Here is a 17,854-nt window from a genome sequence, read left to right as displayed (position 1 = left end):
CCAATGACGCTTTCTGCGCCTTCGGATGCGACAACCGTTATTGTCATCTCAAGCCATGTCGTGCGCGGTTCGGTCGGTAATCGAGCCGCCGTTTTCGCGTTGGAAACTCTGGGTTTTCCCGTCTGGGCCGTGCCGACGGTGGTGCTGCCCTGGCATCCCGGCCATGGGCCTGCCGGACGCATCGTGCCGCCGGCGGAAGAGTTTTCGCGCCTGATGCAGGATCTTCAGCGCGCGCCGTGGCTTGGCGAGGTGGGTGCTATCCTGACCGGTTATCTCGGCCATCCCGAACAGGCGGCAGCCGTCGCCGAACTGGTCAAAGCCGTGAAGGCGAAAAATCCGGAAGCGGTCTATCTGTGCGATCCGGTCATCGGCGATGAAAAGGGGCTTTATGTGCCCGAAGCGACCGCCATGGGCATTCGTGACAAGCTTCTGCCGCTCGCCGATATCGCAACGCCCAATCGTTTCGAGCTTTCCTGGCTGACCGGTGTTCCGCTGGAAGACAATACCGCCTTGATGGAAGCCGCGCTGGAGGCTGGTCCGGCAACCATGCTGGTTACATCGGCCTTTCCCCTGATGAGCGGCAGCATTGGCAATATTCTGCTCACGCCGACCATGGCGCTGATGGCTGAACATCGCCGCGTCGAAGGTCCGACCAATGGTCTTGGCGATCTGACCTCTGCCGTGTTCCTTGCGCGCCGCCTGTCCGGCATGCCAGAAGAAAAGATGCTGCAAAGCACCACGGCAGCAGTGTTTGAAATCATGGCACGTTCGGCAAAGCGTGGGGCGGATGAGCTGATGCTGGAGGCCGATGCGTCGAGCCTCGCCACGCCGATGGCCATGGTACAGACGCGGCGGTTGATGCATCCGACCAAGGGTCTACGCGCTTGACGACATCTCCGGCCACCGCGCTCGCTGGTGTTGATGGCTGCCCCGGCGGCTGGATCGCTGTGATAGGGGAGGGCGGGAGCTTGCGAGCGGAAGTGTTCGGCAGTTTCTCCGTCTTGGTGGCGTCGCTTTTGGAGAGCGCGATCATTGCCGTCGATATGCCGATCGGCCTGCCGGAAAAGGGCGGCCGTTCGGCAGAGCGTGCCGCGCGGGCTCATCTTGGCCAGCGGCAATCGAGCGTTTTTTCCATTCCGCCACGTGCCGCCGTCTATGCGCAGGATTATCGCGAGAGTTGCGCCCTGTCGCTTGAACATACGGATCCGCCGCGCAAGGTTTCCCGGCAGGCTTTCGGGCTTTTTCCCAAAATCCGTGAACTCGATACTCTGCTCTCCTCCGACGCGGGGCTTGCCGCGCGTGTCATCGAATCGCATCCAGAGCTCGCTTTTGCAGCATTGAATGGCAGGCAGGCTATGGCGTTGCCGAAGAAGATCAAAAGCCGTGTCAATCCGGAAGGGATGACCGAACGCCGGGCATTGCTGCACAGTTGCGGATTGCCCGAGGATTTTTTGAAAAGTCCTGTTCCGCGTGGTGCCAGGGAGGATGACTTTCTCGATGCCTGTGCCATGTATCTCGTGGCTGGTCGTCATGCGCGCGGAGAAGCACGTCCGCATCCCGACCATGTGGAACGCGATGCTTTCGGTCTTCGTATGGCGATATGGGCTTGAGAAGCCTGTATGAAAGCGAACGGCGTTTATGCGTCCAATTGGACGCAGCCCGTTTGATGCATTTCGATTGATCTTGGTTTTCGATAGGGATATTGGAAAAATATGGTTGATCTTCCAGACTCACTTCTCGCCGGTTATCGAACCTTCATGCGCGAGCATTTTGCCCACGAAACTTCACGCTATCGCCATTTGGCCGACAAGGGACAATCACCGGAAACGCTGGTTATCGCTTGTTGTGATTCACGTGCGGCTCCCGAAACCATCTTCAACACGGCGCCCGGCGAAATCTTCGTCCTGCGCAATGTTGCCAATCTCATCCCGCCCTACGAGCCCGACGGCGAATATCATGCGGCCTCGGCAGCGCTGGAATTTGCGGTTCAAAGCCTCAAGGTGAAGAATATCGTCGTCATGGGGCATGGTCGCTGCGGCGGCATCAAGGCTGCGCTCGACACCGAAAGCGCGCCGCTTTCGCCGGGTGACTTCATCGGCAAATGGATGAGCCTGATCGCGCCTGCCGCAGAAGCTATCAGCGGCAACCAGCTCATGACGCAAACCGAACGCCAGACCGCGCTGGAGCGCATCTCGATCCGCTACTCCATCAACAATCTGCGCACATTCCCTTGCGTCGATATCCTGGAGAAGAAGGGCAAGCTTAGCCTGCATGGCGCATGGTTCGATATTTCGACCGGCGAGCTTTGGGTGATGGATCACCAGACGGGTGATTTCAAGCGGCCCGATCCTGCCTGATCTGGGTCTGCCCGGCTTTCAAAAAACGCTTCCTTAAACGGCTCCTTTCAGATCGACAGGGGCCGTTTTGCCTTGTTCTGGACGGCTTAAATTGATGGTTTTCTTTCCCAAACGTGAAAAATCGCAGGAAAAGATACAAAAATAGCCCCAAAATTTGGGGCTATTTTGTGAATTTTGAGGCTTTTCTGCGGCAATTTCAAAGCAGAATTGCGATTTCAGCCTTTACTTGCCGTCGATGGCCTTGCCCATGACGGCGATGGCGCGCTGGTAAACTTGTGCAGCATTCCAGCCCTGGATCGCACCATAGTTCGGCTCGCCCGGCTGATAGCCTGCACCGCGCTTCCAGCCATGGCCGACGAGGAAATTGGCCGTCGAATAGAGCGCATCCGCCTTGGAGCGCGCCATGTCGATATGGCCGCTGCCGTCGCCGTCGACGCCGTATTTCAGAACGTTGACCGGCAGAAACTGCGTCTGGCCGATTTCACCATGCATAGCGCCGACCGCATTCGGATTGAGATCCTGACGGTCGATCAACTGAAGGGCTGCATAGAGCTGGTCGGTGAAATAGTCGCTGCGACGGCAATCATAAGCGAGTGTCGCGACGGCCGACAGCGTGTGCTGCTTGCCGAGATAGGCACCGAAACCGGTTTCCATGCCCCAGATTGCGAGAAGCGGACCGGCCGGGACGCCATAGCGCTTTTCGATTGCGGCAAAGAGAGCGGCGTTCTGCTGCTTCTGCGCACGGCCACGCTTGATGATGGTATCAGCGCCACGCTTCTGCATGAACTGTTCGAAGGAGAGCTTGAAGCTCTTCTGGTTGCGGTCGGCATTGATGGTTGCCTGCGCATACTTGGTATTACCCAGCGCATTGATCCCGGCCTTGCCGATACCACGCGAAGCGGCTTCCTTCACCGTCTGCTGGAGCCAGGCATTATAACCGGCGGCGTTATTGCCGCACTGGGCTGCCTCGGCAATGCCTGTTCCCGTCATCATGCCCACTGCAAGAACTGCTGCTGCCGTCCAAGAACGGCCCTTGGCAACCAATGCCATTCGTTTCTCCTTTGGAGTTGATTCGACCTCGACGCGAATTTGCCATTCCTTACACCAAATGTCATGCGGCAACGGCAAAGCGGGCAGAGGCGGGTGCGAAATGCCGCGTTTACAAGCATTTTTGCACAAGAACAGCAAGCTTTTGTTGGCTTCCAGACGGCGAGTGAAATTTTTCGCTTGGAAGCTGTGGCTTTCATACCTATTGCTTATGGCCTTACTGGTAAAAATTCTTTACCAGCGGTTCATTGTTGATTTTCAACATTCGCGACATTGACGGGGAGGACGCCACATGTCGAACGGATTTCTTGCGCTATTTGCGTTTCTGCCAATTCTCGTAGCCGGCGTCATGCTGGTTGGATTTCGCATTCAGGCCCGCATTGCAATGCCGGTGACCTATGTGCTGACTGTGGTGATCGCCATGGCGATCTGGGGCATGAGCGGTAACCGCGTCATCGCCTCGACCATTCAGGGGCTGATCCAGACAGCAGGTCTGCTCTGGATTATTTTCGGGGCGATTCTGCTTCTCAACACGCTTAAATATTCGGGGGGCATTTCTGCGATCCGCTCCGGTTTTGCCCAAATCAGCCCGGACCGCCGCATTCAGGTGTTCCTGATTGCCTGGTTGTTCGGCTCGTTTATCGAGGGGGCATCCGGCTTCGGCACGCCTGCTGCGGTTGTCGCGCCACTGATGGTGGCTGTCGGGTTTCCGGCGCTTGCCGCCGTTACTTTCGGATTGATCATCCAGTCCACACCTGTGTCGTTCGGTGCTGTCGGCACGCCGCTCATCGTCGGTGTCCAGTCGGGTCTCAATCGCGAGGCTCTGACGGCGCAATTGCAGGGCGCGGGATCAAGCTGGGAGCAATTCTTCCACATCATCACATCGGAAGTGGCTATCCTGCACGCAATCTGCGGCACGTTCATGCCGCTGTTCCTCGTGGTCATCATGACCCGCTTCTTCGGGCGCAACCGCTCCTGGACGGAAGGCCTTGCCATTCTGCCCTTCGCGCTGTTTGCGGCCTTCTCTTTCACCATTCCTTATGTACTGAGCGCGGTTTTCCTCGGCGCAGAATTTCCGTCCATGATCGGCGGTCTGGTCGGGCTTGCGCTGGCGACATTTGCGGCGCGCGGCGGCTTTCTCATGCCGAAGCAAATCTGGGATTTCCCGCCTGCTACGGAATGGCCTGCAGGTTGGGTCGGTACCGTCCAGATCAAGCTCGATGAGCTGACCTCGAAGAAGATCCCGCTTGCTCTGGCGTGGACGCCATACATTCTGCTGGCGATCTTTCTGGTGGTCAGCCGCACGTTCCCGTCCGTGGGCAATGCGCTGAAGTCGATCACTTTCGTTGCCAAGGACATCATGGGCGAAACCGGGATTGGCGGTGATTTCACGCCGCTTTTCCTGCCGGGCGGTCTTCTGGTCATCGTCTGCGTGATCACCTTCTTCCTGCATCGCATGAATGGCGGGCAGTTCGCCAAGGCTTTCGGAGAAAGCACCAAAACGCTATTGGGTGCGGGCTTCGTGCTCCTGTTCACCGTGCCGATGGTGCGCGTCATGATCAACTCCGGCGTCAACGGCAAGGAACTCATCAGCATGCCGCTGATGGTTGCGGAGTGGGTGGCAACGGAAGTCGGAAATGTTTATCCGTTCTTCGCCCCGTCCGTCGGTGCGCTGGGTGCGTTCCTTGCCGGGTCCAACACGGTGTCGAACCTCATGCTCAGCCAGTTCCAGTATGGTGTGGCGGAAGGGCTCGGCATCTCCGGTGCGCTGATGGTTGCCGGTCAGTCGGTGGGTGCGGCGGCTGGCAACATGATCGCAATCCACAACGTTGTGGCCGCATCGGCTACGGTCGGCTTGCTGGGCCGCGAAGGCACGACCCTGCGCATGACCATCATTCCCACGATCTATTATGTGGTTCTGGCGGGAACGTTGCTGATGATCGGTCTTTATGTGCTGGGCATTGGCGATCCACTTGCCGGTATGGCCACGCAATAACAGGACAGGAAAATGTGCCGGCCCCGAATTTAAACCGGGGCCGGTTTCATTGTGTTTTGGGCCTTTTGCTTGACATTGGGGGCTGATCGCCTTAAAGCCAGCTCCAATCTATCCGCGATCTTCAGAACGCGAGCCACCGACCGGGACCCATTTGGTATAAAGAGATCCCGGAGGTCCACATCCGACAGCGCGATGCGCCCTCGGGTGCTGTATCGCTTTGGTTGGTTCTTGAACTGGCAGACACACGGGACGATTTATCCCTGACGAAGCATAAGCCTCTTCTCGGATTAAAAGGAAACGCAATGTTTGAATCACTTCAGGAGCGCCTTGGCTCCATCCTGAACGGCCTTACCGGACGCGGCGCTCTTTCTGAAGCCGACGTGACCGCAGCGCTGCGCGAAGTGCGCCGCGCGCTGATCGAGGCTGACGTTTCGCTGGAAGTGGTTCGCTCCTTCACCGACCGCGTTCGTGAGAAGGCCGTCGGCGCTGAAATCCTGAAAAGCATCAAGCCCGGTCAGATGGTCGTCAAGATCGTCCATGACGAGCTTGTCGAGATGCTCGGCACCGAAGGCGTTGCGATTGACCTGAACGCGCCTGCGCCCGTCGTCATCATGATGGTCGGTCTGCAGGGGTCGGGCAAGACGACCACCACCGGCAAGATAGCCAAGCGCCTGACCGAGCGCCAGCGCAAGAAGGTGCTGATGGCGTCGCTCGATACGCGCCGTCCCGCCGCACAGGAACAGCTTCGCCAGCTTGGCATTCAGACCGGCGTGGACACACTGCCGATCATTGCCGGCCAGTCGCCGGTGGAAATCGCCAAGCGCGCCGTACAGGCTGCAAAGCTCGGCGCGCACGATGTCGTCATTCTCGATACCGCAGGCCGCACGCATATTGACGAGCCGCTGATGGTGGAAATGGCGGATATCCGCAAGGCCGCCAATCCGCATGAAATCCTGCTCGTTGCCGACAGCCTGACCGGTCAGGATGCCGTCAATCTGGCGCGCAATTTCGATGATCGCGTTGGCATTACCGGCATCGTCCTGACCCGTATGGACGGCGACGGTCGTGGCGGCGCAGCCCTTTCGATGCGCGCCATCACCGGCAAGCCGATCAAGCTGATCGCCACCGGCGAAAAGATGGATGCGCTGGAGGAATTTTATCCCAAGCGCATCGCCGACCGTATTCTCGGCATGGGCGACATTGTTTCGCTCGTGGAAAAGGCTGCTGAAAACATCGACGCGGAAAAAGCCGCGGCGATGGCCAAGAAGATGCAGTCGGGCAAGTTCGATCTCAATGATCTTGCCGATCAGCTGGGCCAGATGAAGAAGCTCGGCGGCATGGGCAGCATCATGGGCATGATGCCCGGCATGGGCGGAATGAAGGACAAGGCTGCAGCAGCCGGTCTCGACGACAAGGTGTTCGACCGCCAGCTCGCCATCATCGGTTCGATGACCAGGGCCGAGCGCGCCAATCCCGACCTCCTGAAGCACAGCCGCAAGCAGCGCATTGCCAAAGGTTCCGGCACGACTGCTGCCGACATCAACAAGCTTCTCAAGATGCACCGCCAGATGGCCGACATGATGAAGGTCATGGGCAAGGGCAAGGGCGGAATGATGAAGCAGATGATGGGCGGTCTTGCCAGCAAGATGGGCCTTGGTGGTCTGGGCGGCGGCATGGGTGGCCTCGGCGGCATGCCCGATCTGTCGAAGATGGACCCGAAGCAGCTTGAAGCGCTTGCCAAGCAGGCGGAAGCAGCGGGCTTGACCAAGGGTGGAATGCCGGGGCTTCCCGGCGGTGGACTGCCCGGCCTGGGCGGACCCAAGCTTCCTGGTCTTGGTGGCGGCCTTCCCGGCCTACCGAAGAAGAAGTGAGCATCATGAGCGACGAACAGAACACTGCACCGGCTGAACTTCTGGCATTGCGCGCCTCCATCGACAATATCGATGCAGCGCTGATCCATATGCTGGCCGAACGTTTTCGCTGCACCAAGGCTGTCGGCGTTCTGAAGGCCGAGCGCGGCCTCGCACCGGCCGATCCGGCCCGCGAAAAGCGTCAGGTGGAACGTCTGCGTGCCCTTGCAGTCGACTCTCATCTCGATCCCGATTTCGCCGAAAAATTCCTGAACTTCATCGTGAAGGAAGTCATTCGGCACCATGAGCATGCCGCCGCAAACCACGGCGGAAAGTAAAGCGCATCCCGAAAAGTGTGAAACGGTTTTCGGGTAAGATGCGCGCCAAAACAACGACCGTACTGACGGTCTAACCCGTTTTGTCCCGGCCATCCCTCGGGCGAAGCAATTGTCTAAAGGAAAGAAAAAATGTCTCTGAAGATTCGTCTGGCCCGCGCTGGCTCCAAGAAGCGTCCTTACTACCACATCGTTGTTGCCGACGTCCGCAGCCCGCGCGACGGCCGCTTCATCGAAACCGTTGGCGCATGGAACCCGATGCTGGCCAAGGACGCTGAACGCGTGAAGCTCGATGCCGACCGCATCCAGCATTGGATTGCACAGGGCGCACAGCCGACCGACCGCGTTCTGCGCTTCCTCGACCAGGCTGGTCTTGCAAAGCGTCCGACCCGCAGCAACCCGACCAAGGGTGAGCCGGGCAAGAAGGCCCAGGAACGTCTGGCCATGGCCAAGCAGGCTGAAGAAGAAGCTGCTGCAAAGGCCGCTGAAGCTGCCGCAGCAGCTGCTGCTCCGGCTGAAGAAGCTGCAAGCGAATAATCTTTCGCGCAGTTTCACGTTTTGAAAAAGCGGCGGAGCAATCCGCCGCTTTTTTTGTTGGGCTAAGCATAGCCACTCTCGTCAGAAACGACCCGGCTGACGGATAGCGATCATTGTGCTACGAAACCCGACATGGAACATTCTGGTGAAATTCTTATCCTGACCGGCACGCCGGGCGCCGGTAAAACCACAACCGCCGAGATACTTGCGAACCAGCCCGGTTCGCCGAAGGTTCATCTTCATTCGGATGATTTCTGGCATTTCATCAAGAACGGTGCGATCCAGCCTTACCTGCCGGAAGCCCATGCGCAAAATGCCATCGTGATGGAGGCGCTGACCAGGGTGGCGAAGGCCTATGCCGATGGTGGCTATTTCGTCATCGTCGACGGGATAATCGGGCCATGGTTCCTCGAGCCGTTCCGAACGCTTGCCGCGCCGCTTCATTATATAGTTTTGAGGCCGTCGCTTGATGAAGCGATCCGGCGCTGCCGCGAGCGGGGCGGCAATACGCTGACCGATCCGGGGCCGATTGCGGAACTGCATAAGCAATTGTCAGCGCTGGGTCCGCTTGAGCCGCACGTGCTGGCCACGGAAGGGCTTTCGCGCAGTCAAACGCTGGCCGCTGTCCGCGCGGCGCTTGAAGGTGGCGCTTTCCGATTGCATTCCTGAAATCGGGCAGTCTTGTTCGCGGTTTTACCTTGTTGTTCAAATCGACTGGAAAACGAGTGAATTTCGTCTATCTTGTTGATTTGACGGCTCGCATTTGCGTGAACGCGTATGTGCGGGTGACAGATTTGTTTTCCCGGCGCTTGGCAAAGCGCCCTTTTCAGGAGAAATCCATGTCGGCTGCGACCGTTGCCACTTCTTTCTCTTTTCGCCGTATTTTCATCGCTCTTGGTCTGGTTGTTCTGGTTCCGCTGCTTTCGGCATGCGGTTTCAACACGATCCCAACCAATGAGGAAAAGGCGAAAGCCGCCTGGGGCGAGGTACAAAACCAGTATCAGCGCCGCGCCGATCTCGTGCCCAATCTGGTCGAGACCGTGAAGGGCTATGCCGCCCACGAACAGGAAACCCTGCAGGCCGTGATCGAGGCGCGCGCCAAGGCAACGCAAGTGCAGATCACACCGGAGACGCTCAATAATCCTGAGCTCTTCAAGCAGTTTCAAGATAATCAGGCCAATCTGACCAGCGCGCTGTCGCGCTTGATGGTGGTGGTCGAGCGCTATCCGGATCTGAAAGCCAACCAGAACTTCCTTGCATTGCAGTCGCAGCTTGAAGGTACTGAAAACCGCATCGCCGTCGCACGCCGCGATTATATCGAGGCGGTTCGCGTCTACAACACGTCGCTGCGCACCATGCCGACGATGATCTGGACGTGGATCTGGTATCGCGATGCGCAGCCGATGCAGAGCTTCAGTGCCGATGCAGGCAGTCAGGCCGCGCCCAAAGTCAACTTCAACTGACGGCGCGTTTCATGATGCGTTTCGGGGCGAGTGCAGCACTCTCGCATGATCGTCGCGACCTTCGCTGGCCGCGGCATCTCCTTGCGCTCGCTTTTCTGCTGTTTTCCGCAGCGCTGACGCTGCACACGGCAGCCCTTGCACAAGATGCGCCAAAGCCTGCACAGGCCTTGACCGGCCGTGTGGTGGATGCGGCGGGGATCATCGATCCAACGCAGCGCCAGCAACTGACCCAGAAGCTTGCCGATTTTGAAGCGAAGTCGTCGGATCAAGTGGTGGTGGTGACGGTCCCGAGCCTCAACGGCGAAGACATCGAAACCTATTCCAACCGTCTGTTCCGTGCCTGGGCGCTGGGGCAGAGCCAAGAAAACAACGGCATATTGCTGGTGGTGGCGCCTAATGACCGCAAGGTGCGGATCGAGGTCGGCTATGGTCTCGAAGGCGTTATGACCGATGCGCTTTCAAGCGTCATCATCAATGGCACCATCATTCCCGAATTCCGCACAGGCAATTATTCGAATGGCATCATGCAGGGCGTTGACGGCATTCTTTCGGTGCTTTCCGGCGATGCAGCAGAGCTTGAAGCGAGGGCCAAACGCAATGTGCAGTCGAGTTCGGATGATGTCGACTGGGTCTTTGTCGTCTTCATCGCCTTCTGGTGCCTGATCTTCTTCGGCGGTTTCGGCATGGCGATCCTGACGCCGGTTTTCGGGCGCAAGATCGGGCCGGGCAAATATCAGTGGCTCGGCATGGTCATGGATTACAACAATCGCGGCGGCGGCTCTGGCGGCAGGGGTGGTGGAAGCTGGGGCGGTGGCGGTGGCTGGTCGTCCGGCGGGGGAGGCGGTGGTTTCTCCGGTGGCGGCGGTTCATCCGGTGGCGGCGGTGCCTCGGGTAGCTGGTAGGGAGACGCAAGGATGAAGCATCAAACGCTGATTGGCGCCGAGGACCATGTACGCATTGCCGAGGCCATCCGCAAGGCGGAAACGGAGACCAGCGGCGAGATCTATGCCGTCCTGGCGCGCTCGAGCGACGACTATTTCTTTGCGGCAGGCTTTGTCGCGACTTGCGGTATTCTGATAGCCTCGGTGATCGCGGCCTTTCTCGCCCATTGGTACTGGTTCGATATCCGCCTGCCCATGTTCGGGCTTGCGGTGCTGGCGGCGTTTCTGACCGCGATGCTGGTGCTTTGGTTTTTTCCGGCCATACGCATGTTGCTGGTGCCGCGCCGCATCCGCTACAAGCGCGCCCATCTCAATGCGTTGCAACAGTTTCTGGCGCGCAATGTCCATATCACCGAGCATCGCACCGGCATTCTGCTCTTCGTTTCAATGGCCGAACATTATGCGGAAGTGATCGCCGATGCGGGCATCCATGCGCGTGTCGAACAGGAGGAGTGGAACGCGATCGTGGCAGTGCTCATCCATCATGCATCGCGCGCGCAAGTGACTGAGGGGTTCGTGCTGGCCATCGGTCAGGCCGGGCTTTTGCTGGAGAAGCATTTCCCGGCGGGACCCGACAATGTCAACGAGTTGGACGATCACCTGATCGAGCTCTGAGTGTCTGTTTATTTTTTCAGAATCATCAGCAACTTTAGTCTGAAATGTGGCGAAGTCGGCCTGCTGCTTTGCTCTTTTGGGGTGTCTTTTGAACCTCGCGGAGAAATCCGCTGGCATATTCCGAAATTTCGCGGGAAGTTTTCGAAGTTTTGTTCCAAATTAAATGGATTAAATACGGTCTTTCTGACTTTCCGGGAAATTTTTCGTTATTTTCAACGAATTGCCATCGAAACCAATGCCTAATCTGCTAGTTTGGCGCGCATTGCCATCATGACAGGAGTATCCGACGTGACTGCAAAGCAGGATCGGTCGAGCAAGGTTAAGGGTTCCAAGGCAAGCAAGGAGGAGAAGAAGGGAGGAAAGTCGAAGGCGCTTACGGCCTTCTCGCAGCTTCTCTTCGAATGGGCGCCGCCAGAAGATCTGGCCGCTTACGATGCTGCCGCTCTCGACAGTTCAGCCCGTCACGGTTATGCCGCCCTCGAATCCTATCGCAAGGGCAAGAGCATCATCAGCGTCGATAACGGTATCGAACGCCACGGTCGCCCGGTGAGCGTCATCACCATCGTCAACGACAATATGCCGTTCCTGCTCGATTCCATCATGGGTGAGCTGAACGATCATGCCAGCCAGATTTTCATGGTCGTGCATCCGGTTCTGGATATTGCGCGCGAAAAGGACGAGCTGGTCATTCTGGGCGAAGCATCGCAGCTTGCTCCTGCCAAGGGCGTTGAGCGCGTCAGCCTGGTACAGATTCATCTTCCAGCCCTCGACAAGCAGGCCAAGGCCGACCTGACTGCGGCCATCAAGCGCGTGCTTGGACAGGTTCGTGCCGCTGTCAGCGACTGGAAGCCGATGCTGAAGCGCCTCGATGGCGCAATTGCCGATTACAAGCGCGTTTCCGAAATGACGGGCGATCCGGCCATGCCGGAAGCCATAGCGTTTCTGGAATGGCTGCGCGACGACCGTTTCATCTTCCTCGGCCTTCGCGAACTGACCTTCAAGGGTAAGGGCGACAAGCGCGAGCTGGTTCCGGTCAAGGAAACGCTCGGCATCCTCAACGACAATGAGGTGCGCGTTCTGCGCAAGGACGACGACGACACGGTGACGCCGCGCGAGGTAACGGAATTCCTCGACAGCAACGAGCCGCTGATCGTCACCAAGGCGAATTCGCTTTCGCTGGTGCATCGCCGCTCCTATCTCGATTATGTCGGCGTGAAGATATTCGGCGAGAAGGGCGAGGCCATCGGCGAATTGCGCCTGGTCGGTCTCTTCACCTCGGTTGCCTATATTAGTTCGGTTGCAGGCATTCCGTTCATCCGCTCCAAGGCCGATGCGGTCATCAAGCATCTGGGTTTCAACCGTGAGGACCATTCGGGCAAGGCTCTCATCAATGTGCTGGAAGAATATCCGCGCGACGAGCTCTTCCAGATCGATGCGGAAAGCCTGACGGCCAATGCAGAACTGATCCTGGCGCTCGGCGAGCGTCCGCGCGTGCGCGCCGTTCCGCGTCTTGACCGTTTTGGCCGTTTCGCCACCGTGCTGGTCTACATCCCGCGTGACCGTTACGACTCGGTTGTGCGGGAGAAGATCGGGCATTATCTGGTCGACGTCTATGGCGGCGACAGTTTCGAATTCCACCCCGTCTTCCTGCAGAATGGCCTGACGCGCGTCCAGTTCGTCATCCGGCGTCATGAGCGCTCCACGCCGCATGTGGATCGCGAAGCGCTGGAAGCGGAAGTGCGTTCCATCGTTCGCACATGGGACGATGCCGTACGTGAAAGCTCTGACAGTGCCGATGCAAAGACCGTCGCACTTGCTGCAAGCTTCCCGCCGTCCTACCGCGAAATCTTCACCGCGCCGGAAGCGCTGGTCGATGCGGAGCGCATCGCTGGCTTGAGCGCAGAGGCGCCGCTTTTCGTGGACTTCTATCGTTATCGTACCGATGGTCCCGATGCGGTTTCGCTGAAGCTCTATCATCACGGTGCGCCGGTTGTGCTGTCGCAGCGTGTGCCGCTTCTGGAAAACATGGGCTTCCGCGTCGTCAGCGAGCAGACCATCGACCTGCCGCATGCCGGCAAGGACGGCGCTGCCGTTTACGTGCACGACATGCAGCTCGTGAACGCCTATGGCGCTCCCGTCGATCTTTCCGACGATGGCGAGATGCTGGAAGATGTGTTCCGCAATGTCTGGGACGGTCTGGCTGACAATGACGGCTATAACGCGCTGGTGCAGACTGCACGCCTGACGGCACGCCAGATCATGATCCTGCGTTCCTACGGTCGTTATCTGCAACAGGCAGGCATTGCCTATTCGCAAGGCTTCATCGCGGCTGCACTGAACCGTTATCCGGAAATCGCCAGCGACCTCTATTCGCTGTTCGACCTGCGCTTCAACCCATCGGCCAAGCGCCGCGATGCGGCTGAAAAGAAGCTGGTCGATGCCATCGAGACCGCATTGCTTGGTGTGCCGAGCATTGATGACGACCAGATTTTGCGCCGTTTCCGCAATCTGATCGAAGCGACGCTGCGCACCAATGCGTACCAGCCGGACGCCGACGGCAAGCAGCGTGTCACCTTCGCCTTCAAGCTCAATCCGCGTCTGGTCGAAGGCTTGCCCAACCCGCGCCCCTATCGCGAAATCTTCGTCTATGGGCCGGAAGTGGAAGGCGTGCACCTTCGCTTCGGCGCTGTCGCCCGCGGTGGTCTGCGCTGGTCGGACCGCGCGCAGGATTATCGCACTGAAGTGCTGGGCCTCGTGAAGGCACAGCAGGTCAAGAATGCGGTGATCGTGCCGGTTGGTGCCAAGGGCGGCTTCTATCCGAAGCGTCTGCCGGTCGGCGGCGATCGCAATGCAGTATTTGAAGCCGGTCGCGATGCCTACAAGGTGTTCATCTCCACGCTTCTGTCGGTCACCGACAATATCGAGGACAGTCATGTCGTGCCGCCGGCGGAAGTCGTGCGCCATGACAATGACGATCCTTATTTCGTCGTTGCTGCCGACAAGGGCACGGCCACCTTCTCCGATACGGCCAATGCCATCAGCCAGGCGCATGATTTCTGGCTGGACGACGCCTTCGCATCGGGCGGTTCTGCCGGTTACGACCACAAGGGCATGGGCATCACCGCGCGCGGCGCGTGGGAAGCCGTGAAGCGGCATTTCCGTGAATTCGACATGGATATCCAGACCGAACCTTTCACGGTTGCCGGTGTGGGCGATATGTCGGGCGACGTGTTCGGCAACGGCATGCTGCTTTCCGAGCAGATCAAGCTGGTGGCTGCGTTCGACCATCGCGATATCTTCATCGATCCGAACCCGGTTCCAGCCGACGGTTTTGCCGAACGCAAGCGTCTGTTCGAGCTGCCGCGTTCGAGCTGGCAGGACTATGACCGCTCCAAGCTTTCGGCTGGCGGCGGCATCTATAGCCGCAGCCAGAAGACGATTACGCTCTCGCCGGAAGCAGCGGCAGTCATCGGCCTTGGAAAGACCTCCGCCACGCCGCAGGAAATCATGACCGCGATCCTGAAGTCGAAGGTCGATCTCCTCTGGTTCGGCGGTATCGGCACCTATATCCGCTCGTCCGCTGAAACGGACGCGCAGGTTGGCGACCGCGCCAATGATGCGATCCGCATCACCGGATCGGAAGTTGGTGCACGGGTGATCGGCGAAGGTGCAAATCTTGGCGTAACGCAGCGCGGGCGTATCGAATATGCGCTGGCAGGCGGTCGCGGTAATACGGACGCCATCGACAATTCGGCAGGCGTGAACTGTTCCGACGTCGAGGTCAACATCAAGATCGCACTGGCCGCTGCCATGCGTTCAGGCAATCTCAAGCGCCCTGCACGCAACAAGCTTCTGGTCAGCATGACCGATGATGTGTCGGAACTCGTTCTGCGCAACAATTATCTGCAGCCGCTGGCGCTTTCGCTCAGCGAAAGGCAGGGTCTGGCAGAGCTGCCCTATCAGGCGCGGTTCATGGCGGAACTGGAAAACCGCAAGCTTCTCGACCGCAAGGTTGAAAATCTGCCGTCCGATGCGCTTTTGGCCGAACGCCAGAAGGCGGGCCAGCCGCTGACACGCCCGGAACTGGCGGTTCTGCTTGCTTATGCCAAACTGTCGCTGTCGGACGATCTGGTGGCAAGCCAGCTTCCGGACGAGCCTTACTTCCAGTCGCTGCTGTTCGGCTATTTCCCGAAGCGCATGACCAAGACTTATGCCGAGGAAATCTCTGGTCATCGCCTGCGCCGTGAAATCGTCGCTACTTTGCTGGCAAACGATGTCATCAATCGCGGCGGTATCACCTTCATCAGCCGTCTGGCCGATACGACCGGCAAGTCGCCTGCCGATATCGTCCGCGCCTATGTGGCGGTGCGTGATGGCTTCGATATAGATACGATCTATGATGCCATCGATGCACTCGACAGCAAGGTGCCGGGCGATGTGCAGAACCAGTTCTACCATCTCGTCGGCGAAATGTTGCAGGCGACGACGGCCTGGGTGCTGCGCAACGACACGACACGCGCCAATCTGACGGAACTGGTGGATACGATCACCAGGGCACGTGCCGAGCTGGAACCGCGTTTCGACGGTCTGATGCCGGAATATCTGAAAAGCACGCTGCAGGCCGATAAGGCTGCTTTCGTGGAAAAGGGTGCTCCGGAAAAGCTGGCTCAGCGTCTTGCCAATCTGCAGCTTGCAGGCATCATGCCGGACATCGCGCTGATTGCGCATCTGGCCGATGCCGACCGGGTTGTAACCGCCAAGACCTATTTCGGTGTTTCGGAAGCTTTCCGCATCGGACGCATCGAGGAAGCCGCGCGCTCCATCCCCGTCACGGACTATTATGACGGGCTTGCTCTGTCACGTGCGAGCGATACGATCACGCAGGCCGCACGCGGTATCACCATTGCGGCGCTCAAGCGTTTCGCCAAGGACAAGGACCCGGCAGCAGCCTGGTTTGCAGCCGATGGGGCGCGCATCGAGCAGGTGAAGAACCGCATGGTAGCATTGACGGAAGGTGGCGACCTGACAGTCTCGCGCCTCGCGGTTGCAGCAGGACTGATGTCCGATCTGGCGCAGTAGAAAACAACGACATAATCTTGCAAAAGGGCGGCTTCGGCCGCCCTTTTCGTTTCTTGTGATCGCAATTTCCAGGGTGTAAGTTCTCGCCAGCAAGAGAGAGGCGTCCGATCGGCTGGCCGGTTTGTTCGGAAATAGCTTCTTGCATCGGGGGAAGGAAAGAGCAATTGAGCGATCAGGTTCTGGCTGCGCGCGGCTATGCCTCGCGGCGCGGTGTATGGGGTTGGATTTTCTTCGACTGGGCTGCCCAGCCTTTCTTTACGGTCGTCGTGACGTTCATTTTCGGCCCTTACTTCATATCGCGCATGGCTGCCACGCCGTATGACGGTCAGATCGCATGGGGCTATGGTGTAGCCGCCGCCAGCTTCGTTATCGCTATTCTCTCCCCTGTTCTCGGCTCGATTGCCGATCAGACTGGCGCGCGCAAACCGTGGATCGGCTTCTTCGCCGTCCTGAAGATCGTGAGCCTTCTGACACTCTGGTTTGCAGTGCCGGGGGCGAACATGTTCTGGGTGCTTCTTGCTTTCAGCATCGCGATGATCTCGGCGGAGTTCTCCGTCGTCTTCAACGATTCCATGATGCCGCGTCTGGTGCCTCGCGCGGATATTGGAAGGGTGTCGAACCTTGCCTGGGGGCTTGGTTATCTGGGCGGCATGGTCGTTCTGTTCTTTGTTGTCCTTTGTCTTTCCGCGTCACCTGAAACCGGCAAGACCATCATTGGGATGACGCCTTTGTTCGGGCTCGATCCCGCTCAAGGTGAGGACGCCCGCATTACGGGGCCGCTCTCAGCCGTGTGGTATCTGGTATTCATTCTGCCGATGTTTCTGTTCACACCCGATCAGGCACGGGGAAAACCGCTGCGGCAGGCAGTCGGCAGGGGCCTGTCTGAATTGCGATCCACACTCAGTGAAGTGCGCAAGCATCCGGGGATCGCGCGATTTCTCGTTGCCCGCATGATCTATCAGGACGGCGTGAATTCGATGACTGTTCTGGGGGCAGGCTATGCCGCCTCCCTTTTCAAATGGTCGATCACCGAAATCGGTCTCTACGGTATGTTCACCATTGTGATAGCGATTTTCAGTTGTCTGATCGCCAGTTGGATGGATACGCGCTTCGGTTCGAAGGTGATCGTCATGATTGCTGTCGTTCTGCTGCTTCTGGCTTCTATCGGGTTTGTCTCGACGGGAAGCCATTCTCTGCTATTCGGTCTGATTACAGTCGAAAATATCCAGTCCGACAAATTGTTTTCCATGCCGGGAGAGCGGGCTTTTCTGATTTATGGCGTCATGCTGGGGCTGGCCTTCGGTCCGGTACAGGCGTCGTCGCGATCATGGTTCGCCCGCAGTATCAATCCCGCAGACGCAGGCCGGTATTTCGGGATTTATGCCTTGTCGGGAAGGGCAACCAGCTTTTTAGGACCCTTCCTCGTGGCAAGCGTTACTGCACTTACGTCTTCGTCCGCGATGGGAATGTCGGTGCTCATCCTGTTTTTCTTAGTCGGCTTTATATTGACGGCCAGAACGCCGTACCCCGCTGACAGATAGAGCATTTCCTGTTTCGATTGAATTATTGGGAATACTCCGTCTGTTTGTTTTTACGCATATCTCCCGAAACCGGTTTCCACTTTCGGGAGATAT

At 58.4% G+C, this 17,854-nt stretch carries 14 protein-coding genes; 13 read left to right on the top strand and 1 reads right to left on the bottom strand.

Going from position 1 to position 17,854, the window contains the following annotated elements; genetic code table 11:
- Positions 1-3: 3 nt before the first annotated feature.
- From pdxY to ACYSN1_RS19200, 3 genes are all read left to right on the top strand, one after another.
- Entirely contained in the window at positions 4-888 is an 885-nt protein-coding gene (gene pdxY, locus ACYSN1_RS19210; protein ID WP_461727124.1) for a pyridoxal kinase PdxY, read from the top strand.
- Positions 885-1,610, top strand: coding sequence for a DUF429 domain-containing protein (locus ACYSN1_RS19205; RefSeq protein WP_461727123.1), 726 nt, complete (start codon positions 885-887; stop codon positions 1,608-1,610). The genes pdxY and ACYSN1_RS19205 overlap by 4 nt, the downstream gene beginning before the upstream one ends.
- 102 nt (positions 1,611-1,712) lie before the next feature.
- Positions 1,713-2,357, top strand: coding sequence for a carbonic anhydrase (locus tag ACYSN1_RS19200; RefSeq protein ID WP_461727122.1), 645 nt, complete (start codon positions 1,713-1,715; stop codon positions 2,355-2,357).
- A 222-nt stretch (positions 2,358-2,579) separates the two neighbouring features.
- Here ACYSN1_RS19200 and ACYSN1_RS19195 read toward each other — a convergent pair whose 3' ends face one another.
- Positions 2,580-3,407, bottom strand: coding sequence for a lytic murein transglycosylase (locus ACYSN1_RS19195; RefSeq protein WP_461727121.1), 828 nt, complete (start codon positions 3,405-3,407; stop codon positions 2,580-2,582).
- 289 nt (positions 3,408-3,696) lie between these two features.
- On the opposite strand from ACYSN1_RS19195, the gene ACYSN1_RS19190 reads away from it, so the two are divergent.
- The 10 genes from ACYSN1_RS19190 (at position 3,697) to ACYSN1_RS19145 (ending at position 17,761) form a co-directional block, all read left to right on the top strand.
- Positions 3,697-5,400, top strand: a complete 1,704-nt coding sequence (locus ACYSN1_RS19190) for an L-lactate permease (RefSeq protein ID WP_461727120.1) — start codon at positions 3,697-3,699, stop codon at positions 5,398-5,400.
- 302 nt (positions 5,401-5,702) lie between these two features.
- Positions 5,703-7,271 (top strand): signal recognition particle protein, encoded by a 1,569-nt coding sequence (gene ffh, locus ACYSN1_RS19185; RefSeq protein WP_109988960.1) that lies wholly within the window; start codon positions 5,703-5,705, stop codon positions 7,269-7,271.
- A 5-nt stretch (positions 7,272-7,276) separates the two neighbouring features.
- A complete protein-coding gene (locus ACYSN1_RS19180) occupies positions 7,277-7,588 on the top strand; it encodes a chorismate mutase (protein ID WP_109988980.1) in 312 nt (103 codons plus the stop codon).
- Positions 7,589-7,717: 129 nt separating this feature from the next.
- Positions 7,718-8,122, top strand: a complete 405-nt coding sequence (gene rpsP / locus ACYSN1_RS19175) for a 30S ribosomal protein S16 (protein ID WP_010661492.1) — start codon at positions 7,718-7,720, stop codon at positions 8,120-8,122.
- Positions 8,123-8,254: 132 nt separating this feature from the next.
- Complete coding sequence (locus tag ACYSN1_RS19170) at positions 8,255-8,791, top strand: ATP-binding protein (RefSeq protein WP_461727119.1); 537 nt, start codon at positions 8,255-8,257, stop codon at positions 8,789-8,791.
- A 170-nt stretch (positions 8,792-8,961) separates the two neighbouring features.
- Positions 8,962-9,585, top strand: coding sequence for a LemA family protein (locus ACYSN1_RS19165; RefSeq protein ID WP_461727118.1), 624 nt, complete (start codon positions 8,962-8,964; stop codon positions 9,583-9,585).
- A gap of 11 nt (positions 9,586-9,596) precedes the next feature.
- Positions 9,597-10,487 (top strand): TPM domain-containing protein, encoded by an 891-nt coding sequence (locus tag ACYSN1_RS19160; RefSeq protein WP_461727117.1) that lies wholly within the window; start codon positions 9,597-9,599, stop codon positions 10,485-10,487.
- A gap of 12 nt (positions 10,488-10,499) precedes the next feature.
- Positions 10,500-11,141: a TPM domain-containing protein gene (locus ACYSN1_RS19155; RefSeq protein WP_461727116.1), complete on the top strand. Its 642-nt coding sequence runs from the start codon at positions 10,500-10,502 to the stop codon at positions 11,139-11,141.
- 288 nt (positions 11,142-11,429) lie between these two features.
- The gene (locus ACYSN1_RS19150) at positions 11,430-16,220 is read left to right on the top strand and encodes an NAD-glutamate dehydrogenase (protein ID WP_461727161.1); all 4,791 of its coding nucleotides are present in this window, start codon (positions 11,430-11,432) and stop codon (positions 16,218-16,220) included.
- 164 nt (positions 16,221-16,384) lie between these two features.
- Positions 16,385-17,761 carry an MFS transporter gene (locus tag ACYSN1_RS19145; protein WP_461727115.1) on the top strand — a complete coding sequence of 459 codons (1,377 nt, stop codon included), beginning with the start codon at positions 16,385-16,387 and terminating at the stop codon, positions 17,759-17,761.
- The last annotated feature ends 93 nt before the right edge of the window (positions 17,762-17,854 follow it).

The organism is Brucella sp. LJL56, assembly GCF_054871705.1.
This window is presented reverse-complemented; position numbering and strand designations above follow the sequence as displayed.